The sequence below is a fragment of the Acinetobacter calcoaceticus genome (assembly GCF_016508255.1).
GTDB classification, from domain to species: domain Bacteria; phylum Pseudomonadota; class Gammaproteobacteria; order Pseudomonadales; family Moraxellaceae; genus Acinetobacter; species Acinetobacter calcoaceticus_E.
On sequence record NZ_JADVKT010000002.1, the window covers coordinates 441,469 to 465,248 of the forward strand.

Sequence of the window (23,780 nt, forward strand, 5' to 3'; positions counted from 1 at the left end):
TCTTGGAGTTAGAAGTAATAAGCAAAAATCACAAACGCTTTTTTGTTCCATTTATCATTGGTTCCACCAGCCGCAAGACCTTCACTGTCTCCTAGGTATGGATCATGTTTGCCCATCAGCAATTCGGCTTGTACTGTCAATTTTTGATAGTTAAAGGCAATGCCGGGAATAAAACGGGCGGAGTCTTTAAAGCCATCTTGTTCTTTTCGATAAGAACTATAGTTTAGGTAAGGACGAACAGAGGTAATCGGGCCAAACTGCTGAGGAAATAAATAGCTCAGTTCGGCCGAATAAATCTGACCTTTGGTTGCAGAGTTAAATGAATAATCGAAACCACCCAAAGTCAGGTGATCTTTATATTCAGTGTCGGCATTATCAATGTCTTGATAACCTGCTAAAAGTTGTAAATTCCATTGGTTATAATTGGTATTACTAAAAACTGAATAGACTTGGCGATCGCCATCTTGGCCTGAACGTTTGTTTTCAATAGTGGAATACCAAAGAGAGGCACCCAGTTGGGTAGAGAAATTTTCTTGGCCTAAGACATTTTTAAAGGTATGAGCACCGCGAACAACAATTGAGTTCTTCTCTTTAGTATTGGTGCCTTGTGGTACTGAGTCATCCGCATTGACAGGGTTGATACTAAATCGACTCGAGTCTTTGCTTTTACCTCTATAGGTGCCACCATCGGTAGGATAAAAGGCGAGTTGTGCTTCATTGATTCCATCATTGAAATCATATTTCACGCCAAGGTTGTGTACATCTTCCCAACCTGCGCTATTGGCAATGCCTAAATAATAAGTATTTCCCCAAAAGCGACCCAAGCCAAAAGGAACGGGGTTTAAGCCAGCAATAATTTTACTGTTGTCATTAATTTTATAACCCAACCACGCATCGGTAAGCCAATTGGCATCGCCTAAACGCCCGTAATATTCATAAACCCGATAATCTAGGCGGCCAATCCATTTCGGGGAGTTGTAGTCCAGCCATAATACCGCGTCATTAAAGGAAAATTTACTGGTAGTGGGATCAGAGTCAAAATCATAAACATATTTGGCCCGAACAGTACCACTTACTTTAAGTTGGCCTTCTTCAGCATTACCAAAGGTAAGGGCTGCATGACTTGAGAGGCTGAATGTAATCAAAGTCGTCGCGATGAATATTTTTTTGAAAGTTGTGGTGCGTTTAAACAAGAGATTATTTCTCCTCTTAAAAATAAAAATTAAATTTGCGTCATGTATAAACCAGAAAAAGATTTGTCCAAATCTTAATATTTGCAGAAGTTTTAAGATAAAAAGATAATAAAATCTGAACTTTATAAAAAATCAAAAAGTAATTAGACGTAAATCTTTGGATGTAAGAGATAAAAATAAAAATGATGAAATATAAGTAGGATAAAATAATTAGAGGTTATGTGTCAGGTTTTTCTCATCATGTGTTTTTTGAATATCTTTTTTAATTATTGATATATAGGTATTTTAATTTTACCGCTAGCCTGTAAGTTTGTTTAATATTTGCTTTTTACCAAAAGATAAAAACTTATCAAGAAAAGTTATTTATAAAAATGAGATAAGCAACGCACATTTTTTTATTTTTCATTATAAAGCCAGCTGCATACCATGAGCTTATATTATTGAAAGATCATGAAATTATGAGCACTAAGACCAAACCGTTAATTATCACGGCAATTGTTGTAGTCGCAATTGTTGCTTTTATCGTATGGCAAAATAAGAAAGACAATAATACAAGTGCCTCAGTTCGTGATAGCAAACCTGTTGTGATTGCTTATCAAACAGGGGTTGACCCAAGCAAAGTTGCGCAGGCCAATGGAGACTATGAAAAACATAGCCAGCGGACCATCCAGTGGAAAAAATTTGATGCGGGTTCAGACGTTGTAAACGCACTTGCTTCAGGCGATGTAGTGCTTGGTAATATTGGTTCAAGCCCACTTGCTGCTGCGGCCAGCCGTGATTTACCTATTGAGGTATTTTTAATTACGTCAAAACTTGGTGGGTCTGAAGCATTAGTGCTGAGTAATAAATCAGGCATCAAAACCCCTCAAGATTTAATTGGTAAAACCATTGCTGTACCTTTTGTTTCGACCACACATTACAGCCTTTTGTCTGCACTTAAACATTGGAACATTCCTGAAGACAAAGTAAAAATTGTTAATTTGCGTCCCCCTGAAATTTCAGCTGCTTGGGAACGTGGCGATATTGATGCTGCATATGTTTGGGAACCTGCTTTAAGTAAAGCGAAGGCATCTGGCACAGTTTTAACTGACTCAAAACAAGTGGGTGAATGGGGCGCACCAACCTATGATTTATGGGTTGTACGTAAAGACTTTGCAGAGAAAAATCCTGATTTCTTAAAAGCTTTTGTTAAAACCACACTTGAGCAGCTTGAAAAATATAATCAAGACCCAGCTGCTTACGTTAAAGATGCCGATAACGTGCAAAAAATTGCGCAGTTAACAGGTTCTGATGCAAAAGATATCCCGCTTTTATTAGGTGGAAATATTTACCTTGACCACGCTCAGCAAAAACAAACTTTAGAGGGTGAATTTGCGCAAAATATTTTTGATACAGCGAAGTTCTTAAAAGGTCAGGGCAAGGTCGATCAACTTAAAGCCGATTATAAAGGCAATGTGAACTCTTCATTTTTGCAGCCTTAAGGAGTTGTCATGAGTGTATTAGAAGCCAAACATATTCATCTGACTTTTCCTAAACAGCAAAAGCTAGTTCTACAAGACATTAACTTGAAAATTGAAGAAGGCTCTTTAACTGTCATTTTGGGTGAGTCAGGTTGCGGTAAAACAACTTTACTCAATATTCTGGCGGGTTTTCAAAAGCCAAGCTCAGGTGATGTGCTTGTAAATCATGAAGTGGTCAATGGCCCAGATGTAACACGTGCTGTCGTATTTCAAGACCATGCATTACTTCCTTGGTTGAACGTTGCAGATAATGTTGGCTTCGCTTTGCAGTTAAAAGGTTTAAAACGCGCAGATATCGAAGCGCAAGTAAGCTCAATTTTGAAAATTGTGGGTTTAAGCCACGTTGAAAAAGCAAATATCTGGGAACTCTCTGGTGGCATGAAACAACGTGTTGGTATTGCCAGAGCTTTGATCAGCCATGCGCCTTTTATTTTGTTAGATGAACCTTTTGCCGCATTAGATGCTTTTACTCGTGAAAACATGCAGCAGTTAGTGCTCGATTTATGGATTCAGCAAAATAAAAGCTTCTTTTTAATTACTCATGACATTGAAGAAGCGTTGTTGCTCAGCAATCAACTGGTGTTGATGACCGCGCATCCAGGCAAAATTGTAGAAACTTTAAAACTTGATTTTGCTCAACGATATCGTCAGGGCGAGTCTATTCGTTCAATCAAGTCGGATCTTCAATTCATTCAGCTCAGAGAACAGCTATTTGAAAGTTTAAGGGCGCAAAAGCAAAGCAGTAAGGAGGCGTTAACCACATGAGCACTAAAGATAACGTCTATGAATATGACAAAGCAGGGCTAAAACTTAAGCCAGATGTGCAAACGGGAAATGCTTCATTTTTATCGTCATTTTTTGAGAAGCATCGAACTTTGGCGGTCAGCATGATTAGTGTTGCAAGTGTTGTGGCGCTCTGGTTCCTCATTACTGCTTTGCATGTCGTACCCGAACTGTTTTTACCGAGTCCACAGGCAGTCTGGCAAAAATTTATATCGGTCAGCCAAGACGGCTTTATGAAGGCAACCTTGTGGCAACACTTAGCTGCCAGCATTTCACGCGTATTTCTAGCTTTGATTGGTGCTGTGGTTATTGGTGTTCCGCTTGGTTTATGGATGGGACTAAACAAATGGGTTCGAGCTGTTTTAGATCCGTTAGTTGAGTTATTACGTCCAATTCCACCGTTAGCCTATTTGCCGTTATTGGTGATTTGGTTTGGTATTGGTGAAACGACTAAAGTGCTTTTGATTTTCTTGTCGATATTGGCACCCGTCATTATTAGTAGTGCGCATGGTGTGTTAAGCCATCAGCTTAATCGTGAACGTGCTGCATTATCGCTAGGGGCAAGTGAGTCACAAGTCTTTTGGCATGTCATTTTGCCGACGGCGTTACCTCATATTATTACCGGTATTCGTATTGGACTTGGGGTGGGTTGGTCAACATTGGTTGCAGCAGAACTGGTTGCAGCAGACCGTGGTATTGGTTTTATGGTGCAATCAGCAGCACAATTCTTAATTACCGATACGGTGATTCTGGGCATTATTGTGATTGCGATTGTCGCAGTTAGTTTTGAGCTGTTTTTACGTTGGTTACAAAAACAGTTTTCTCCTTGGTATGGTCAGCAGTTGTAGTAAAGAAGATGAATACAGTAGTAGCAAACTTAAATATTGAAGTGATCAAGCCAGCAATTGGCGCAATTATTCACGATATCGATTTGAATACGTTAGATGAAAAGACGACGCAACAAATCCAGCAGGCTTTGCTTGATCATCAAGTCATCTTTTTCCGAAAGCAACAATTAGCGCCGCAGGCACAAGCCGATTTGGCGCGTAGTTTCGGAACTTTACATGTGCACCCGATTTATCCTTCAATTGAAGAAGTGCCTGAAGTGATGGTGCTCGATAGTTGGAAACAAGACTTACGTGACAATGAGCTTTGGCATACAGACGTAACTTTTAGCAAAAATCCGCCATTAGGTTGTGTGCTGCAAGCAATTAAAATTCCGCCTGTAGGTGGTGACACTCTATGGGCAAGTAATACCGCAGCTTTTAAAGGGCTTACGCTGGAGCTACAAGAAAAATTAAGAGGCCTGACAGCCACTCATGATATTCGTAAGTCTTTCCCACTTGAACGTTTTGCCCATAACGAAGAAGAGCGTGAAAAACTGTTGCAAACCTTTAAGCGTAATCCGCCAGTTGTTCATCCCGTTGTGCGTACACATCCAGTCACAGGCGAACCACTCTTATTCGTGAGTGAAGGCTTTACCACTCAAATTAACGAGTTATCCGAGCAAGAAAGCGAGCAGTTGCTTAACTTCTTATTTGAACATGCAACGAAAGAACAGTTCCATTTGCGTTGGAAATGGCAAGATGGTGATGTGGCAATTTGGGATAATCGTTGCACGCAACATAAAGCATTATTTGATTATGGCGATGCACATCGCATTATGCACCGCGCAACGATTAACGGTGATACACCGTTCTATCGACAGGAACAGCCAGAGCTTGCAGTGGTTTAAGCAGAGCAAAATTTATTTAAAAATGAGTAGATTGAAACTACTCAAACCAACTAAAAAATAGTGGGCCAATTCATATAGAAAAGGCCCAGATTACTTATTTTGTAGGAATGATTTGTTGCGTCAGAAAATCGATAAATAGTTTTACTTTTTTCGATAAAATTTTACGATTTGGCCATGTCACATATAAATGAACGGGTTGACTCGTATAATCCTCCAAGCATTTTTGTAATTTACCTTCTTTATAGTAAGGCTCTGCAATAAACTCTGGAAGAAAGACGATACCGTGATCTTTTAAGCACATATCTAATAATAATTCGCCATTATTACAAGTCATGACGGGGAAGCAATTAAAAGACACCTCTTTTTGATCCTTTTGTAAAATCAATTTTTTATGGCGGCTATCTTGATAATAAACTAAAAATTTATGATCTTTGAGTTCTTCTAAAGAGGTTGGTAAGCCATGCTGTTTAAAATACTCAGGTGTTGCATATAGATACCGTTGATAGGTATTTAATATTTTACTATTTGCCAAACTTGGAGGTGAACCATCTATACGTATTGTCAGGTCAAATTTGTTGTTATTCATATCTAATAGCTGATCTGTCATAAACAAATCAATGGTAATACTTGGATATTTCCCCATAAAATCTGAAATTATATTTTGAAGAAAAATATTGCTAAAAGACATAGGGGTATTGAGTTTGAGTTCACCTTCAGGATACTGCTGGTTATAGCTAATTTCATAGGCAGCCCATTCGAACTCACTTAAAATCACTTGGCTATGTTGATAGAACTTTTCCCCGCAAGAGGTGAGACTCATTTGCCTTGTAGTTCGATTTAAAAGCGTTGTTTTTAAGTCATTTTCAAGGTAACAAACACGTTTGGCAACTAAGTCACGTGAAATATCGAGGGCTCTGGCAGCACTACTAAAATTTCCATGTTCTACGACACTTACAAAAGTGGAAATACAGTCTAAACGGTCCATGGATAAGAGAAATTTAAAAAATATATATCTATGATTAAACTATAAAAATTAAAAAGCAATGATTGTTTTTTATTGTATTCATACAGGATACAGATTCATGCTGATTTACTCTCTATCCCTTTACATTTTTATCTGTTTTGATAATGACCAGTAAGCAATTCAAACGCTTTACACATAAGGAACAATGGAGTTCACCCATGAATAAATCACTTTTAGAACAACTTTCACCAACGAACTGTCAGGTTATTTTTATTGATCATCAACCACAAATGGCTTTTGGGGTACAGTCAATAGATCGTCAGGTGTTAAAAAATAATACCGTTGGTTTAGCTAAAGCTGCAAAAACATTCAATATTCCTGTCACCATCACTACGGTTGAAACTGAAAGCTTTTCAGGTCATACCTATCCTGAACTTTTAGATGTATTTCCAGATGCTCCATTACTAGAACGTAGTTCAATGAACTCTTGGGATGATCAAAAAGTACGTGATTCGCTTGCAAAAAATAATCGCAAAAAAGTAATTGTTTCAGGCTTATGGACAGAAGTGTGCAATAACACATTTGCTTTTGGTGCCATGCTTGAAGGTGATTATGAAATTTATATGGTGGCAGATGCATCAGGTGGTACTTCTAAAGAAGCACATGATTACTCGATGCAACGTATGATTCAAGCAGGTGTTGTGCCTGTAACTTGGCAACAAGTATTACTTGAATGGCAGCGTGATTGGGCAAACCGTGATACATATGATGCAGTCATGGCAATTGTACGTGAGCATTCTGGTGCTTATGGTATGGGTGTGGATTATGCTTATACGATGGTACACAAAGCGCCTGAACGCACAACTTCAAAACACGAAGTACTTGCACCGGTTCCGGCAAAATAAAGTAGTACTTCTTTAGATTTAGGTAAAGGCATGTCTAGTATTCAATATTTACATGATATTAATACGGATATGCCTTTCTTTTTTAGAACGATAATTCACAAGAATGGAGTTCAAAATGACCGAAATAACCCTCATACTTAAAAACGGTAAAATCACTACATTAGATTCTCAAAACCCAGAAGTACAAGCAGTTGCCATAACAAATGGTAAAGTTGTAAGAACAGGTACGAATGATGAGATCATGAAGTTGGTATCAGCAACGACCAAAGTTGTGGATTTAAATGGTCGTCGTGTTATACCGGGTCTAAATGACAGTCATCTGCATATTATTCGTGGTGGCCTAAACTACAATATGGAGCTGCGTTGGGAAGGTGTGCCATCCGTTGCAGATGCACTACGCTTACTCAAAGAACAAGCCGATAATACTCCGGCACCTCAATGGGTACGTGTAGTAGGTGGTTGGACCGAATTCCAGTTTGCCGAAAAGCGTTTACCAACCATAGAAGAAATTAATAAAGCTGCGCCAGATACTCCAGTCTTTGTTTTACATTTATATGCGAGTGCCATGCTGAACCGAGCTGCGCTTGATGTATTGGGCTTTAATAAAGATACACCTGATCCACCAGGTGGCAAAATTGTACGAGATGAAAAAGGCGAACCTACAGGTCTGTTGCTTGCCACACCATCAGCCATGATTTTGTATTCAACTTTAGGTAAAGCTCCTAAATTACCAGTCGAAGATCAAGTCAATTCAACACGTCATTTCATGCGTGAACTAAATCGATTAGGTATTACTTCTGCAATTGATGCTGGTGGTGGCGGACAAAACTATCCAGAAGATTATGATGTGATTAAGCAATTACATGATCAAAATCAAATGACAGTTCGAATTGCTTATAACTTATTTGCTCAAAAAGCAGGTCAAGAGCTTGATGATTATCGCCGTTGGACAGAAATGACATTTCCGGGCGATGGTGATGAACTATTTAGAATGAATGGTGCAGGCGAGAACCTGACATGGTCGGCGGGTGATTTCGAAGATTTCTATGAGCCACGACCTGATTTGCCGGAAAAAATGGAAGGCGAACTCGAAGCCATCGTAGAGCACTTATCCGAAAAGAAATGGCCATTCCGTATTCATGCAACCTATGATGAAAGTATTAATCGGTTACTCAATGTTTTTGAGCGAGTAAATGCCAAACAGCCATTTGCAACCCGATTTATTATTGATCATGCTGAAACTGTATCTGAGCGTAATATCGAACGTATTGGTGCATTAGGGGGCGGTATTGCTATTCAACACCGAATGGCATATCAAGGCGAAATTTTCGTAAAACGCTATGGAGCTGAAGCCGCTCAGGAAACGCCACCCGTCAAGAAAATGCTAGAACTTGGCGTTCCTGTCGGTGCAGGGACAGATGCCACACGTGTTGCTTCTTATAACCCTTGGGTGTGTTTGTATTGGCTGAGTACAGGGAAAACAGTAGGTGGTTTGCCTTTATATGATGAAAAAAATCTACTAGATCGCCAAACTGCACTCCAACTCTGGACCAAAGGTTCTGCATGGTTTTCAGGTGAACAAAATGTCAAAGGGGCTTTAAAGGCTGGTGAACTTGCCGATCTGGTTGTATTGTCCGATGACTACTTCAAAGTTGAAGCGGAAGATATTCAGTGGATTGAGTCTGTTTTAACAGTATTAGGCGGAAAAGTGGTATATGCAGGGGCTGAGTTTAAGCAAGACGACCCGCCATTACCACCAGCGTCGCCAACATGGTCGCCAGTAAAACGTTTTGGTGGTCAGTGGCGCCTATCAGAAAACCGTAATGCTCCATCAAATCAATCATTACAGTCACAAAGTGCATTGTGCGCTTGTGCCAGCAGTTGTGGCATGCATGGGCATAGTCATGCATGGATGCTTGATGTTCCTGTAAATGATAAGGATAAAAAATCTTTCTGGGGCGCACTGGGTTGTTCGTGTTTTGCATTTTAAATAAAACAGTATGGGAACTTGCCTCTTTAAATGGCTTGATTCCCTAAGGTATGTACGATGAAAGTGTACTTGTTATCTTTGGCTGTAGGGTTGCTCGTTGGTGTTTTATATTATGTTTTAAATGTTAAATCACCAGCTCCACCTCTTGTTGCATTAGTCGGCTTATTAGGCATGGTAATAGGAGAGCAACTTCTTCCTTTTATTAAGTCTTATTTTTAACTGCTCTATTCAACAAAAAAAGCTAAATGGCGCCGTGTCATTTAGCTTTTTATAGTTTTGTGAACCTAAGATTATTTTATGCGATGACCTTGTTCATCAATAATCACTTCACCATCTTCTTTTGCAAAATAGCTTAAGTTTTCTGAATCTAAAATATCCAATACAACTTCAGAAGGGCGGCAAAGACGTGTGCCTTTGGGTGTAACCACAAATGGGCGGTTAATTAAAATGGGGTACTGAACCATAAAATCAATTAATTGCTCATCTGTCCAATGATCTTGTTCCAAATCTAAATCTTTATATGGGTCAACATTTTTACGAATCGATTCACGTACCGTTAAACCTGAATTTTTAATGAGTTGAATCAGTTCATCTTTACTTGGTGGTTTTTGTAAATATTCAATAACTATAGGTTCAACCCCTGCATGACGAATGAGTGCCAATGTATTGCGTGATGTTCCGCAAGCAGGGTTATGATAGATTTTCACTAGTTCACTCATGATAAATTCACGTCGAATTAAGATATTGCATTTATATATGGATATACGTATATTTGCAATAACGAATATATACTGTTGAAGATATGATCAACCAAGTCGATTTCTTTAAATGTCTATCTGACCAAACTCGGTTAAACATTCTTAAATTAGTTTTAAACAAACAAAATATTTGTGTTTGTGAACTAACTGAACAGCTTGAGTTGAGCCAACCGAAAATTTCCAGACATTTAGCTCTATTACGTACTCATGGCGTATTGCTTGATGAACGAAAAGGGCAATGGGTTTACTACAGCTTAAATTCGGATTTACCCGTTTGGGCTTTAGATATTTTAAAAGTGATAGAAGGCGAACAACACGGAACTATAGGCAAACAACGAGGTCAGTCTTTAACCACCACAACGTGTTGTGATTAATATTTTTAGATCTTTAATCTGAAAAATATAAGCTTGTTCAAGCTAAGGGCATTAATCCCCCTGTGTGCTGAACAAATTAATGAATTCTTTTGCCGAGTAGAACATGACTAAACAAGGACTTTCCTTTTTAGATAGAAACCTAACGCTATGGATTTTTATTGCGATGGCTTTAGGTGTAGCCATTGGTGTCTTTTTTCCACAAGCATCAGTGTCTTTAAATGAGTTAAGTATTGATAACGTTAATATTCCAATTGCGATTGGTTTAATTTTAATGATGTATCCACCTTTGGCAAAAGTTGACTATGCCGCTTTACCAGAAGTATTTAAAGATAAGAAAACGTTGACCTTGTCTTTAGTACAGAACTGGATTATTGCTCCAGTTTTGATGTTTATCCTTGCCATTATTTTTTTACATAGCTACCCAGAGTACATGACGGGCCTTATTTTGATTGGGTTAGCACGTTGTATTGCAATGGTGCTGGTCTGGAATGGCTTGGCGTGTGGCGATAACCAATACGTAGCTGCTTTAGTTGCCTTTAACAGTATCTTCCAGATTTTATTCTTTAGCACTTACGCATGGCTTTTCTTAAGCTTTTTGCCACCCTACTTTGGTGTTGCAGAACAAGTTATTAATGTCGATTTCTGGACTATTACCCATGCTGTATTGGTGTATTTGGGTATCCCATTTTTAATGGGTTTCTTAACACGGTTGGTTTTAGTTAAAGCAAAAGGTTTAGATTGGTATCAAACCAAGTTTCTGCCAAAAATTAGCCCGTTAAGCCTGATTGCATTACTCTTTACTATTGTCGCCATGTTTAGTTTAAAAGGTGGTGATGTGGTGAGTTTACCTCTAGATGTGTTGCTTATTGCAGTACCACTGACTATCTACTTTGTGGTGATGTTCTTTGTTAGTTTCTTTATGAGTAAACGGATGGGAAATAACTACCCACGTACAGCAGCTATTTCATTTACAGCAGCAGGAAATAACTTTGAATTGGCTTTAGCGGTTGCCATTGCAACTTTTGGTTTGGCATCGCCCGTTGCATTTACAACAGTAATTGGACCATTGGTGGAAGTGCCTGTACTTATTTCACTAGTTTCAGTTTCGCTATGGTTAAAGAAAAAATATTACTCTTCAGAAACATAGCAGAATTTATTTGCATCAGACTTTGCTTAAAATAATTCATTCAAGTGCCATTAATTCGGCACTTTTTTATTATTTGGCTGCTTACATTCAGGTCATTGTGGGTAAAAGTTTTTGCAATAATTCAATGAAGTTTGAAACTTTAGCTGAGTTTTCATTTTCTCTTGTAATCAAATAAATAGGAGCATTAAGTTTTATTGAATCATCAAACTCGCGATAGACAATTTCATGGTCCCAAAAGTTATGCATGGAGGCGGGCACAATAGTGATGCCAATTCCGGCAGCAACTAAATTTAATGTTGCGGTAGGACGAGGAGCTTCCTGAATAATGCGCGGACTAAAACCTGCCTGATAGCAGCTATATAGAATATTGTCATATAAACCTTGCCCTGAAGAGCGGCGGTATAAAACAAAATTTTCATTTGATAAGTCACTTGAACTAATTTTCTCTTTTTGCGTAAGTGGATGCCCTATAGGTAATGCAACCATCATTGGCTCATCTAATATGTGATGATGTTTTAAACCTATATCACGGCTGATGGGTGCTCTTAGAAAAGCAATATCTAGTTTTTCCGAAATTAGCCAATCCAGTTGCTTTTGACTGCCTGCTTCTTCGAGTTTGGTCTGTACCTTGGGATATATTTCTCGATATGAGCGTAATACTAATGAAATAAGCGGATGCAAGCCGGCAGAACTTGTAAACCCAATATTGAGTTGTCCAGTTTTACCTTGGCTAACATCTTGGACTAGTTTTGGAATATGTCTGGCATGTTCTAATAAAAGTTGTGCTTCTTTAAATAAGGCTAAACCTGCTTCTGTAGGCTCAATACCGCGAGGTTGGCGAATAAGTAATTGTGTGTCGAGTTCTTCTTCAAGTTTTTTGAGTAAACGCGTTAAGGGTGGCTGTTGAATAAATAATCGGCTTGCTGCATGCGTGATATTTCGTTCTTCTACTACCACCACAAAGGCATGAAGCTTATCTAAATCTAGCATAGGAATACCTTTTAGGTATGGTTAGTGATAATAAAAGCATTTGTAGATATATCACAAAAGTAGCATTCTATCTTGGTCAGATAAAGTGAAAAGTAACGAAAATGAACCATGTTGAGATTGCCATGCAGAAGGAGAGCGTACCGACCTGCACAGAACTGTTTTTGGGTTTTTTAACATTAGGTTTAATCGGGTTTGGTGGAGTTTTGCCTTTAGCTCGTAAAGTCATTGTTGAGCAACGACAATGGCTAACCCCTGAAAAATTCACTGAGTTACTAGGCCTGTGTCAATTTTTACCGGGCGGCAATATTATTAATTTATCTGTTGCGATTGGCATGGAGTTTCGCGGTGTTCGTGGAGCGGTAAGTTCACTGATTGGTCTCATCTTTGCCCCAACAGTCATTGTTGTACTTCTGCATTATGTGTATGAACAGTTCCAAGATAATTTAATGGTGAAGCATCTTTTCGAAGGATTAGGTGCAGCAGCAGCAGGGCTTTTGGTCGCAACAGGCTTAAAAATGTTGAAACCATTATTGCGTAATCCACTAGCCATTTGTGTGGTTGCAGTTGCCATTGTCAGTATTGCATTTCTGAAAATATCTCTACTCATAACGATGTTGATTTTGCTATCAATTTATTCAGCCATCATTTGGAGACGTGTGTAATGGGTGCAGTTCTACTTACTTTAGCCATCATTTTCACTCAGCTATCCCTCATTGCATTTGGTGGCGGCAATACGATTTTGCCAGAAATGCAGCGTCAAGTGGTCGATATTCATCATTGGATGACAGCGCAAGAGTTTAGTGCCTTGTTTGCAATGGCTCAAGCAGCACCAGGGCCGAATATGATGATCGTTCCACTGGTGGGTTGGCATGTAGCCGGGTTGTCAGGTCTACTTGTAGCATCTACAGCCAAGTTTCTACCTTCTTCTATTATTACTGTGTTTGTGATGAGAGGCTGGTCAAAGTTCAAAGATAAAAAATGGCGCCGTGTGTTACAGCTTGCTTTACAGCCTGTTACCGTCGGAACTGTGCTTGCCAGTGCGTGGATTATATCTGAGGCGGCTGCTACTAATACTTTGCTTATTATTATGGTTGTTGTTGCAACTTTACTATCGTTAATTAAAAAAGTTCATCCTTTACATGTCCTGATTGCTGGGGCTGCATTTGGGGTTGTTTTACTCTAGTTTAATTAGTTTGCCGACCTGTACTGGGATAAGTTCAAGTTGGTTTTTTTAAATGAAAAGAATAAAATCTAAAAAACCGATTAAATCTATAAAAACATACTGTTTCACCTATTTTATGTTTTAACGTACTATGCATCTATTGAAAGAATTTGGATGCATTGGAGAAAAAACAGATGTTAGATCAAAACATTAAAACTCAATTAAAAGCTTACTTAGAACGTTTAGAAAGTCCAATCGAATTAGTTGCTGCTTTAGATCAATCAGATAAAGCTGCTCAAATTAAAGAACTTGTCACTGAAATTGCCGAACTTTCTGACAAGGTCACTGCGCGTTTTGATGGCAACAATACACGTCGTCCTAGCTTTGGTGTTGCTAAAGCTGGTGAACAACCTCGTGTGTTCTTTGCTGGCTTACCAATGGGCCATGAGTTTACTTCTTTGATCTTGGCACTGTTACAAGTCTCTGGCTATGCCCCTAAAGTGTCAAATGAAGTCCTTAACCAGATTAAAGGTTTAAACCTCAAAGCAAACTTTGATGTGTTTGTATCTTTAAGCTGTCATAACTGTCCGGATGTGGTACAGGCGCTTAACCTGATTGCAATTTATAACCCAAACACAACTGCAACCATGATTGATGGTTCATTCTTCCAAGATGAAGTCGAACAACGCAAAATCATGGCCGTACCGATGGTGTTCCAAGACAATGAACACATTGGTCAAGGCCGCATGACCCTTGAAGAAATTGTGGCAAAACTCGATACCAACTCTGCCGAAAAAGATGCAGCAGCACTCAATGCCAAAGATGCTTTTGATGTATTGGTGATTGGTGGTGGTCCTGCGGGTGCAACAGCAGCAATCTATGCAGCACGTAAAGGCATTAACACAGGTATCGTGGCTGAACGCTTTGGCGGTCAGGTGATGGATACCATGGACATTGAAAACTTTACCTCTGTGCAAAAGACTCAAGGCCCTAAGTTTGCTGCTGAAATGGAAGCCCATGTTCGTGAATACGATGTCGACATTATGAACCTACAACGTGTGAGTAAAATCACAGGTGCAAACCAGACTGCAAATGGCTTGGTTGAAGTTGAACTTGAAAACGGTGCAAAACTTGAATCGAAAACAGTGATCCTTTCAACAGGTGCACGTTGGAGAGAAATGAATGTACCGGGTGAGCAAGAATACCGTACCCGTGGTGTCGCGTACTGTCCACACTGTGATGGCCCGTTGTTCAAAGGCAAACGTGTTGCTGTGATTGGTGGTGGTAACTCAGGTGTAGAAGCTGCAATTGACCTTGCAGGGATTGTTGAACATGTGACTTTAGTTGAATTCGATACTAAACTTCGTGCTGACCAAGTGTTGCAAAACAAATTGCATAGTCTGCCAAACACAACTGTGATTATGAATGCCTTAAGTACAGAAGTGTTGGGTGATGGCTCACAAGTGACTGGTCTTAAATATAAAGACCGTGCCACTGATGAAGAGCATGTGGTCGAGCTTGCTGGTATCTTTGTACAGATTGGTTTACTGCCAAACACTGACTTCTTAAAAGACAGTGAAGTTGAGTTAACCAACCGCGGCGAGATCATTGTGAATGACCGCAATGAAACCAATGTCAAAGGTGTATTTGCTGCGGGTGACTGTACAACAGTACCTTACAAGCAAATCATTATTGCCACAGGTGAAGGCGCTAAAGCATCACTCTCTGCGTTTGATTACATCATCCGCTCTGGGCAATAAAATTTAAGGCTAAAACAAAAGAGCCAAAGGTTATCCTTTGGCTCTTTTTTATTTTTATGGTTTATATAAACCATGTTCGACTAAATGCTCTCGTAAAATACGGCGGAGTTCTAATACAGCTTGCGGAGTGAGCTGGATTGAATGTCCCCCTGGGAGAACTTTCTCAGACTTGGCACCTTCTAAGTGAGCACTCTTATAAGGAACAATACCATCCGTAATTACATTGGGATCATCACTCTTGGTGATATTTCCCATAATTGAGTGAAAAACCAATCCTTTATGAGGGTTAATATTTTCTGTAAGTTCCATAAATTTAGATTGATGACTTAAGTCACTTGGACCATTTTGAATCAAGCCATTATCAATATTACCCAAGAAATCTTTAACATCTAGATTTTCGGTGGTGAGAGACGTTGCTACAGCTGACAAAAATGCACCTGGTAGGCGAATAATTTTACGAGCAGCTAAAGTAAACCAACGATCTGCATAGTCTGTACCTTTGTGAGGTGATGCCAAGAAAATTGCACGATCAAAATTATTGATGGAATGCATTTGCAATCGTTCAGTAACCATTGGGTGTTTCTTAAAGCGGTTTTGCTGACGAATCGTCATCAACTCTAAAGCTGGTTTAGTGATATCTGCGTCACTGACCAATAATCGGCTAATAATCCCACCCATACTATGTCCAACAAGTACAGCATCATGTGCAGCAGGGTCACTTGGGTTCAACGAACCAAACGCTTGTTTAAGCAGAGCATAAGTTTGGAAACGGCTTTCCAAAATAGGCATGTTGGTCGAATAGAAAACTTGCCAAACTTGATAATGATCTCTTAAAACCGTGTCACCCATAACATCATTGGTCAAAGCAATCCATGCCTCAGGACTACTTGCTAGCCCATGAACTAACACAATAATTTTCTTATTTGGATTATAAGGCTCAAGCATATATAGATGTGGCATGGTCAAGTGCTGATCACGATCAATCAAACTTAAATAAGCCGCAACACCTAAATTATTTTCCGCTAACCATAAACCATAAGGTGCCGAAAAGTTGGCCGCTAATGGATATTGTTTTCCTGCGACATTAATGTTGTCGGTACGGTACGGATCATAAACTCGAATCACAAATTCGGGGTTATTTATAATTTCTTCAACAGTTGTTGCATGTTTAGGCTCTGCGACAATAGTTGCAGCTAAATAACGCGCATGATGAATATTAGGATTCATCCCATCTTTATAAGTGTAGTTGAGAGGATCTAAAATATATTCATTGGTTTCATTTTTCACAGTATTTGGAAAAACGGCCACAAACTCTGATCCAAAACCATCTCTACGATTTATGGTTCTTAAACCAGAAAAATTTAAGTTATAACTCGAAATTAATTTTTCTAGTTTTTGACCTGTAAGTTGTCGATGAAATTCAAAATCAATTGAATAGACACTTTTACCAATACGTATTTGAGGTTCTACAGTATCTTTTTTAGGATAGCGTAAATCATAAATACTCACCATTTTAGCGATGGCTTGATTGTAAAAGTCACGAATTTGAACTTGCCTATTATCAAAAATACGATCGGCAGGTAAGCGTTTCGTTGCAAAAAGATAAGCGTAGCTATAACGGATACTTTTATCGAGTAAATCTAATTGTTGGTCTAAACAATCATCATATTTATTTTGAATCGTTTTCTGTTCTTCTATGCCTCTATGTTTGCTAAATCTACTAATTTTACAATCTGAAGAGTTTGACAATGCCATCGCCTTGGCGAGATACATTTCACTGGCAGATGAGAGAAATTGTTCATCAAGAACCTGAGGAAGCTTTTTTAACTGATTAACACAAGTTTCAGGTGATTCGGTACATACCTTGGCTTCTTGACCTGACATTGATAAAACATTCAAGCTTGCTTCACTCAGTTTGTCTTGAGTGAGAATGCTATTACGTTCATTTGCAATAGTCACATTCAAAGCTTGCTGTTTAACATTTACGACCTGACAGCCACTCAGAATTGAACCGAGTAGCATGACCGTCAGTACTGTTTTGTTTCTTTTTATTGAAAACATTAGGGTCAAAATATAGTGGCTCAATGGTGTGTAGATCATACAAATTTTAAAATATTTTTCAAATGATCAAATAAAAAAAAGGGCTGTCAAAACAGCCCTTTTTTATCTAATTAAGCTTATTTCTTAGGTGTAGCACTAGGCGTAGTTGCAGACATTGCAGGGTTAGTTAAAACTTGCCATACATTCCAACGACCTTGTTTTTCAATTTCTTGAATTAAACGATCAGCAATTTCCGATTCATCTGGATATTTAACTTTATAATTTTTAAGCGTCTGGATAGCATTTTTCTTTTGCTCCATCGCAATATAGTTATTTGCAGAAGCTAAATAAGCTTCTTGAACATTGCCTTTAATTGCTTTATCTAAATATGGAATGGCTTCACGTTGACCGCCACCTTCAGATAAACCAAAACCAAACCAGAAGTTTGTTTCTGCATCATCAGGACTTATTTTTAAAAGTCTTTGAGCATATTCTAAAGATCTAGTGGTGTGAGCAGTACCTAAATCAAGGTTACGTGCAAGAACACTTGCTTTAAAAGCGCGAAGTAAAATATCAAATGATGCATTTGGATTTGCAGCGAGTGTATCGAGTTGCTGTGTTACTTCTTTAAGTTTACTTTCGAAGCCTTTACGTTCTTGGCGGTCAGTAAAGCGAGGTGGGTAGTGACGTGCTTTGCCTTCTACTAACTGTAAGAAGTCATCAATACTGGTAACATCAATTTCATTCTCACCAGCTAAAACGGCATACTTCATTGAACGCTGTGAATTATTTACAGTCGGAACAATGAGTTTATTGGTGTCGAGAGTAAGCTGTTTGGTTGGGTCATCTTGACGGTTAACCACCATTTTCGTTACTGGCTGCGCAGCAGCTTCTTTTAACGCAACTTCAAATGCTGGTGGTTGATCATAGTTAAAAGGATTTAGTGCATAAAAAGGTGGAGTAAGCTCTGGTTCCTTGAAAACAAAAGGCTCAATTTTTTGTTCTTTTACGGGTGCCATTGTACAAGCGGTTAAACTTGAGGTCGCAAGGATGATGTACGCCAAAGGCTTAAAATTCATAGGATCTTCCGTTCATTTTAGTAAAGTCAGATTTGGTACTGGTAAGTCTAGGAAAAGCTAAACCGACATGCAAGGGTAAGCGTGTTACATTATGAATCAAGAATATTACGTTTTCGATATCTTGTTTTGTGCACCACATTCACGACGCACTTCTTCAAGTATTTTTAGCTCTTCATCACTAAAGGGCTGTTCATCTTGGCTTTCTTTCTTGAAGCTAGGGTCTAGCTCTGATAAACGCTGGCATAAATTATTCATACGCGTTTCATTGTGCTGAATACGATCAAGTAAAACGCGCATGCCTTCTAAAATAGGGTCTGATTGATCAGCAGTTGTCGCATATGGGGCAAAACCAATACTTTGCGCATAATCACGGCGACGTGCTTCATCTTTATCGTTATTTTTGTCGGCATCCTTATAGATATAGCGAGCTGGGTTTCCTACAGCAGTCACACCAGCAGGAACAGCTTTGGTTACGACAGCGTTGGAACCGACCTTGGCACCTTTACCTACCGTAAATGGACCCAAAATTTTCGCACCAGCACCAACAACCACACCATCTTCTAAAGTTGGATGGCGTTTGCCGGTCTTCCATGTTGTACCACCTAAGGTAACACCATGATAAAGCGTAACATCGTCACCAATTTCAGCAGTTTCACCAATCACAACACCCATACCATGATCAATAAAAAAACGCTTACCGATTTTAGCACCCGGATGGATTTCAATTCCTGTTGCAAAACGGCTAAATGAAGAAAGCAGGCGAGCTGCGCCTTTACAATCTTTTTGCCATAATTCATGTGCAACGCGATGCATCATAATTGCATGAATGCCAGGATAAGTAGTAAGCACTTCGAGTGTATTGCGGGCAGCAGGATCTCGCGCAAATACAGCCTTTATATCTTCTTTAAGCTGCTTAAGCATTGGGTTGATCCTCCTTGTCAGATAATGCTTTTTTCCATTTACCACTTGTTAAAGCTTGCACACGGCTAAAAATACCGCGAAGTAAATGATATTCCATACGATCTAATTGTATACGACCAAACAAACGACGCAAGCGTAAAGGCAGTAAACGTGGATTTTCTGGATCTAAAAATTCAATTTCAGTCAGCATTTTTTCTAGATGAGGATAAAACTCTTCCATTTGTTGCTGAGTAACCAAAGGTTCATCCCATTGCATGCTTTGGCCTTGAACTAACGGCATTTCATCTACATTTTGATCAACTTTGTCTTGTTCCAAAGCAGACATTCGAAGTTCGTAACATACGACCTGAATCGCTTGCGCAACATTTAATACGCCATAGTCCGGATTTACAGGAATCGTTAAATGGTAATTTGCCAGAGCTAATTCTTCGTTAGTTAAACCACGATCTTCACGACCAAAAACAATAGCAATTTGTTGTCCTTGAGCGGTTGCTTTAATGGCTTCTTTAGCGGCAGGTCGCACATCAAGTAAAGGCCAAGGAATAGTGCGACTACGTGCACTTGTTCCAAAGACCAAATGGCAATCTTTAATCGCATCTTCTAAGGTGTCTACAATCTCAAGGTGCTCAAATAAATCTTGGGCACCAGCAGCAAGCGCTTGTATATCTGGATGAGGATATATTTTTGGTGCTACAAGAACTAATTTAATGAGTCCCATTGTTTTCATGGCACGTAAAGCACTGCCAATATTAGCAGGCAAAGTAGTATTTACCATGACAATACGCACTTGTGCTAATTGTTTTGACACGGTGGTTTGGTCAAACGAACTCATAAGATTTCCAGAAATTACGAATATTGAGAAACTTCGCTTTGGTATAAATCCAATGCATCATCCATAGACATACCCGCAGGAGGAGGGGCAACAGCATGTGGACGAACAGGGTCTGCTGCTTTAGCTGCTTTCGACTTTACTTGATATTCAATATAAATATTATCTTTACCAAAATAATCTCTGAGTTTAGCAAGTAATTCATCTAGAGGAGCGACTTTCCATTGAGGACCAAACTGAAGCTCGGCTTGAGCATAGGGTTGGTCAATCTGTAACTGTAGAGTGATATGTTGATGCATATCTACATTGCAAAATGGCAAGATCATGTTTTGCAGATCTTTTGCCAATGTTGGCTGCATGAACTCTTCTGCTAATTTGATTTGAATACTGTTAGCACGTTTTTGTCTTATTTCATTTAAGGTGAAAGCTTTGGTTAAACGTCCCATTGGACGCTCAAAGCCTTCTCGTTCATAGATTTCGCCTTCGAAAACTACAACGCGTTCAACTTGAATAATATCTTTAAAACGTTGGAAGCGCTCATGGTTACAGCTGACTTCAATACGTGATGTACCATCATCAAGCACAATAACAACTCGGTTTGGGAAGTTTGCCACATCAATGACTAAACCTGCATAAACCGTAGTAACGCCACGACGTGTAGCTGTAATTTCATTTAGTTTTACAGGAACAAAAGCTTTGAGTTCTTGTCGATAAACATCAATTGGATGGCCTGTTAAATATAAACCAAGTGTATCTTTTTCACCTTTTAGGCGGACCTCGTCACTCCACGGTTTAACAGGTTTGGCTGGCTTACGCTGAACTTCTTCAACCTCACCAAATAAATCCATAATACCGCTTTCACGGTTACTTCGAGCTTGTTCAGCAGCTTGAACAGCTTCAGGCAATTGAGCCATTAAGCTTGCACGTTCAATTCCTAAGCAATCGAGTGCACCCGCACGAATTAAAGCTTCAAGAGTACGCTTATTGATTTTCTTTAAATCAATACGATGGCAAAAATCAAATAGATCTGTATAAGGGCCATATTGTCGACGAGAGTCAATGACTGACTGCATTGCTTGTTCGCCGACACCTTTAATTGCGCCTAAACCGTAAACAATGGTTTTATCGTTACTTGCATGGAAGTGATAAGTCGACATATTGACCGAGGGTGGTAAAACCTCAAGATTATTATTTCGACAGTCATCAATCAAAAACACAACACTGTCTGTATTTTGCATTTCCGATGTCATCACCGCTGCCATAAACTCAGCAGGGTAATGAGCTTTTAACCATGCCGTATGGTAGGCAACTAGCGCATAAGCAGCGGCGTGAGATTTGTTAAAACCATAGCCTGCGAACTTTTCCATATAGTCAAAGATATGGTTGGCTGTGCTTTCATCAATCCCTTTTACAGCAGCACCTTCTAAGAAAATTTGGCGCTGCTTGACCATTTCCTCAGGTTTCTTTTTACCCATTGCACGGCGTAATAAGTCTGCGCCGCCTAGTGTGTAACCTGCACAGATCTGTGCAGCCTGCATCACCTGTTCCTGATAAACCATAATCCCGTAAGTTGGTTCTAATACCCCTTCGAGAAGAGGGTGAAGATATTCAAAATCTCCACCATGCATACGGTGAATAAAGTCAGGAATCAGGTCCATTGGACCTGGACGATACAATGATACGAACGCAATAATTTCTTCGAATTTACTTGGGCGTGCTTCTTTAAGCATCCGTTTCATGCCGACGGATTCAAACTGGAATACCGCTGTCGTATTTGCATCGGCAAAGACAGAATATGCTTTAGCGTCGTCAAGAGGAACATGCAAGATATTCAGCTGATCATTACTGTCGCGGTTTTTATTAATATTTTGAATCGCGTCTTCAATAACGGTTAAGTTACGTAAGCCCAAGAAGTCGAATTTAACCAGACCAGCTGCTTCTACATCGTCTTTATCATATTGAGCAACGCGGTTTGTTCCATCTGCATCACAAAGTACAGCCGAGAAATCGGTAATTTTACCAGGTGCAATAACTACACCTCCGGCATGTTTACCAGTATTTCGGGTTACACCTTCTAATTTTAATGCCATTTCCCAGATTTCACTGGCATCGTCGTTATCTGGGTTAGATGGGTTGGTTACAATATCTTTAAGCTGGGGTTCCATATCAATAGCGGTGGCTAAGTCCACACCAAGTGGCTTGGTAGGCACCATTTTTGAAATACGGTCAGCTAAACCGTAAGATTTACCCAATACACGCGCAACGTCACGAATCGCACCTTTTGCTGCCATGGTTCCGAACGTTGCAATTTGTGAAACGGCTTCGCGACCATAAGTACGCGATACGTAATCAATGACGCGGTCACGTCCAGCAATACAGAAATCGACGTCAAAGTCGGGCATTGACACACGTTCTGGGTTCAAGAAACGTTCAAAGAGTAGATCGTAACGAAGTGGGTCGAGGTCAGTAATTTTTAAGCTATATGCGACTAATGAACCTGCACCTGAACCACGGCCTGGTCCCACAGGAACACCATTATTTTTTGCCCATTGAATGAAGTCCATGACGATGAGGAAGTATCCAGGGAAACCCATTTTTAGGATAATACCAACTTCATAATCAATTCGTTCATCGTAAGGCTTACGAATCTCTGGCCAGTCCTCGCCACGTTTTTCAACAGGGTAAAGATAATTTAGGCGCTCTTCCAAACCTACTTTAGATAAATGTTCAAAATAAGTGTCAATGGTAAAACCATCTGGAATTGGGTAATCAGGTAAAAAGTAAGTACCAAGTTGTAGTTTAACGTTGCAGCGTTTAGCAATATGATAGGTGTTCTCGATAGCACTAGGAATATCGGAAAACAATTCGATCATTTCATCTGAGGTTTTAAAGTACTGCTCAGGACTATATATGCGTGGGCGGCGGTTATCTGCTAATACATAACCATCAGCAATACAAACACGCGCTTCATGTGCCTCGAAATCTTCTTTTTCTACAAAGTGCACATCATTATGTGCAACTACACCAACATTATATTTTGCAGCAAGCTTAGCTGCTTCTTGAATAAAGTCTTCTTCACCGGGGCGGTCAGTACGTGTCAAAGCAAGATAAACACGGTTACCAAACTTTTCGATCCATGCTTCTAAAAGGGGAGCCGCTTTTTGAGGATTAGATGAGCAAAGCATCTGACCAACATCACTATGCTGGCCAAGTAAAACGATAATATCTTGATGCTGTTCAAGTACCCATTCTTTTTGTACACATGGAATACTGAGCTGTTGCCCTTCAATAAAACCGCGTGAAACGATTTCGGTAAGACTTTTCCATCCAACATCACTCATTGCAAGTAAAGTTGCACGATGTTGAGCATCATCAAGGCGAATTGTGCTACCTAAAAGAGGCTTAATTCCTTTTTTTAAACAAGAATTATAAAACTTTACCGCCGCATGGAGGTTAGATAGGTCCGTTAATGCCAACGCAGGCATTTGGTCCTTAACCGCAGCATTGACCAAGTCAGGTATGCGAACTATCGACTCTGTAATCGAAAATTCTGTATAAATACCTAGATGAACAAACTGCATAAACCAATCCTTAATGCGACCGAAGCATAGTTTAACACGCAAAGTTAAA

The 23,780-nt window shown here is 39.5% G+C and carries 21 protein-coding genes; 12 read left to right on the top strand and 9 right to left on the bottom strand.

The annotated features are described in order from the left end of the window. Positions 1 to 8: 8 nt before the first annotated feature. Positions 9 to 1,193, bottom strand: coding sequence for a hypothetical protein (locus tag I5515_RS06020; RefSeq protein ID WP_199965230.1), 1,185 nt, complete (start codon positions 1,191 to 1,193; stop codon positions 9 to 11). A gap of 440 nt (positions 1,194 to 1,633) precedes the next feature. On the opposite strand from I5515_RS06020, the gene tauA reads away from it, so the two are divergent. From tauA to tauD, 4 genes are read left to right on the top strand one after another with little or no spacing between them, the layout of a single operon-like run. Next, positions 1,634 to 2,674: a taurine ABC transporter substrate-binding protein gene (tauA, locus tag I5515_RS06025; protein WP_199965231.1), complete on the top strand. Its 1,041-nt coding sequence runs from the start codon at positions 1,634 to 1,636 to the stop codon at positions 2,672 to 2,674. A gap of 9 nt (positions 2,675 to 2,683) precedes the next feature. Continuing rightward, a complete protein-coding gene (locus I5515_RS06030) occupies positions 2,684 to 3,478 on the top strand; it encodes a taurine ABC transporter ATP-binding protein (protein ID WP_199965232.1) in 795 nt (264 codons plus the stop codon). Further along, on the top strand, positions 3,475 to 4,344 hold the full coding sequence (gene tauC / locus I5515_RS06035; RefSeq protein ID WP_199965233.1) for a taurine ABC transporter permease TauC: 870 nt from the start codon (positions 3,475 to 3,477) through the stop codon (positions 4,342 to 4,344). The genes I5515_RS06030 and tauC overlap by 4 nt, the downstream gene beginning before the upstream one ends. An 8-nt stretch (positions 4,345 to 4,352) precedes the next feature. After that, the gene (tauD, locus tag I5515_RS06040; protein ID WP_199965234.1) at positions 4,353 to 5,231 is read left to right on the top strand and encodes a taurine dioxygenase; all 879 of its coding nucleotides are present in this window, start codon (positions 4,353 to 4,355) and stop codon (positions 5,229 to 5,231) included. Positions 5,232 to 5,325: 94 nt separating this feature from the next. Here tauD and I5515_RS06045 read toward each other — a convergent pair whose 3' ends face one another. Beyond that, entirely contained in the window at positions 5,326 to 6,216 is an 891-nt protein-coding gene (locus tag I5515_RS06045; protein ID WP_199965235.1) for a LysR family transcriptional regulator, read from the bottom strand. A gap of 197 nt (positions 6,217 to 6,413) precedes the next feature. Between I5515_RS06045 and I5515_RS06050 the strand changes: the two genes are divergently transcribed. From I5515_RS06050 to I5515_RS06060, 3 genes are all read left to right on the top strand, one after another. Continuing rightward, positions 6,414 to 7,100 (top strand): hydrolase, encoded by a 687-nt coding sequence (locus I5515_RS06050; RefSeq protein WP_199965236.1) that lies wholly within the window; start codon positions 6,414 to 6,416, stop codon positions 7,098 to 7,100. Between the two features lie 115 nt (positions 7,101 to 7,215). Then, positions 7,216 to 9,090, top strand: a complete 1,875-nt coding sequence (locus I5515_RS06055) for an amidohydrolase (protein WP_199965237.1) — start codon at positions 7,216 to 7,218, stop codon at positions 9,088 to 9,090. Between the two features lie 57 nt (positions 9,091 to 9,147). Continuing rightward, positions 9,148 to 9,309 carry a DUF1427 family protein gene (locus tag I5515_RS06060; protein WP_199965238.1) on the top strand — a complete coding sequence of 54 codons (162 nt, stop codon included), beginning with the start codon at positions 9,148 to 9,150 and terminating at the stop codon, positions 9,307 to 9,309. A gap of 71 nt (positions 9,310 to 9,380) precedes the next feature. On the opposite strand, the gene arsC is transcribed toward I5515_RS06060, so the two are convergent. Further along, a complete protein-coding gene (gene arsC, locus I5515_RS06065) occupies positions 9,381 to 9,809 on the bottom strand; it encodes an arsenate reductase (glutaredoxin) (RefSeq protein WP_199965239.1) in 429 nt (142 codons plus the stop codon). Between the two features lie 83 nt (positions 9,810 to 9,892). On the opposite strand from arsC, the gene I5515_RS06070 reads away from it, so the two are divergent. Continuing rightward, the gene (locus tag I5515_RS06070; protein WP_199965240.1) at positions 9,893 to 10,222 is read left to right on the top strand and encodes an ArsR/SmtB family transcription factor; all 330 of its coding nucleotides are present in this window, start codon (positions 9,893 to 9,895) and stop codon (positions 10,220 to 10,222) included. A gap of 103 nt (positions 10,223 to 10,325) precedes the next feature. Then, positions 10,326 to 11,369 (top strand): ACR3 family arsenite efflux transporter, encoded by a 1,044-nt coding sequence (arsB, locus tag I5515_RS06075; protein WP_199965241.1) that lies wholly within the window; start codon positions 10,326 to 10,328, stop codon positions 11,367 to 11,369. Positions 11,370 to 11,456: 87 nt separating this feature from the next. On the opposite strand, the gene I5515_RS06080 is transcribed toward arsB, so the two are convergent. Continuing rightward, positions 11,457 to 12,359, bottom strand: coding sequence for a LysR family transcriptional regulator (locus I5515_RS06080; protein WP_199965242.1), 903 nt, complete (start codon positions 12,357 to 12,359; stop codon positions 11,457 to 11,459). A 101-nt stretch (positions 12,360 to 12,460) separates the two neighbouring features. On the opposite strand from I5515_RS06080, the gene I5515_RS06085 reads away from it, so the two are divergent. From I5515_RS06085 to ahpF, 3 genes are all read left to right on the top strand, one after another. Further along, positions 12,461 to 13,021 (top strand): chromate transporter, encoded by a 561-nt coding sequence (locus I5515_RS06085; RefSeq protein WP_199965243.1) that lies wholly within the window; start codon positions 12,461 to 12,463, stop codon positions 13,019 to 13,021. Then, on the top strand, positions 13,021 to 13,542 hold the full coding sequence (locus tag I5515_RS06090; protein WP_199965244.1) for a chromate transporter: 522 nt from the start codon (positions 13,021 to 13,023) through the stop codon (positions 13,540 to 13,542). The genes I5515_RS06085 and I5515_RS06090 overlap by 1 nt, the downstream gene beginning before the upstream one ends. Before the next feature lie 173 nt (positions 13,543 to 13,715). Then, the gene (ahpF, locus tag I5515_RS06095) at positions 13,716 to 15,281 is read left to right on the top strand and encodes an alkyl hydroperoxide reductase subunit F (protein ID WP_151987887.1); all 1,566 of its coding nucleotides are present in this window, start codon (positions 13,716 to 13,718) and stop codon (positions 15,279 to 15,281) included. 54 nt (positions 15,282 to 15,335) lie between these two features. Here the strand turns inward: ahpF and I5515_RS06100 are convergent, their stop codons facing one another. From I5515_RS06100 to dnaE, 5 genes are all read right to left on the bottom strand, one after another. Then, positions 15,336 to 17,342: an esterase/lipase family protein gene (locus I5515_RS06100; protein ID WP_199965245.1), complete on the bottom strand. Its 2,007-nt coding sequence runs from the start codon at positions 17,340 to 17,342 to the stop codon at positions 15,336 to 15,338. Between the two features lie 116 nt (positions 17,343 to 17,458). Beyond that, on the bottom strand, positions 17,459 to 18,400 hold the full coding sequence (locus I5515_RS06105) for an ABUW_2363 family tetratricopeptide repeat lipoprotein (RefSeq protein WP_199965246.1): 942 nt from the start codon (positions 18,398 to 18,400) through the stop codon (positions 17,459 to 17,461). Positions 18,401 to 18,505: 105 nt separating this feature from the next. Then, positions 18,506 to 19,321 (bottom strand): serine O-acetyltransferase, encoded by an 816-nt coding sequence (gene cysE / locus I5515_RS06110; protein WP_009388236.1) that lies wholly within the window; start codon positions 19,319 to 19,321, stop codon positions 18,506 to 18,508. Then, positions 19,314 to 20,153: an RNA methyltransferase gene (locus tag I5515_RS06115; RefSeq protein WP_199965247.1), complete on the bottom strand. Its 840-nt coding sequence runs from the start codon at positions 20,151 to 20,153 to the stop codon at positions 19,314 to 19,316. The genes cysE and I5515_RS06115 overlap by 8 nt, the downstream gene beginning before the upstream one ends. A gap of 14 nt (positions 20,154 to 20,167) precedes the next feature. Continuing rightward, positions 20,168 to 23,731, bottom strand: a complete 3,564-nt coding sequence (gene dnaE, locus I5515_RS06120) for a DNA polymerase III subunit alpha (protein WP_199965248.1) — start codon at positions 23,729 to 23,731, stop codon at positions 20,168 to 20,170. Positions 23,732 to 23,780: the final 49 nt, after the last annotated feature.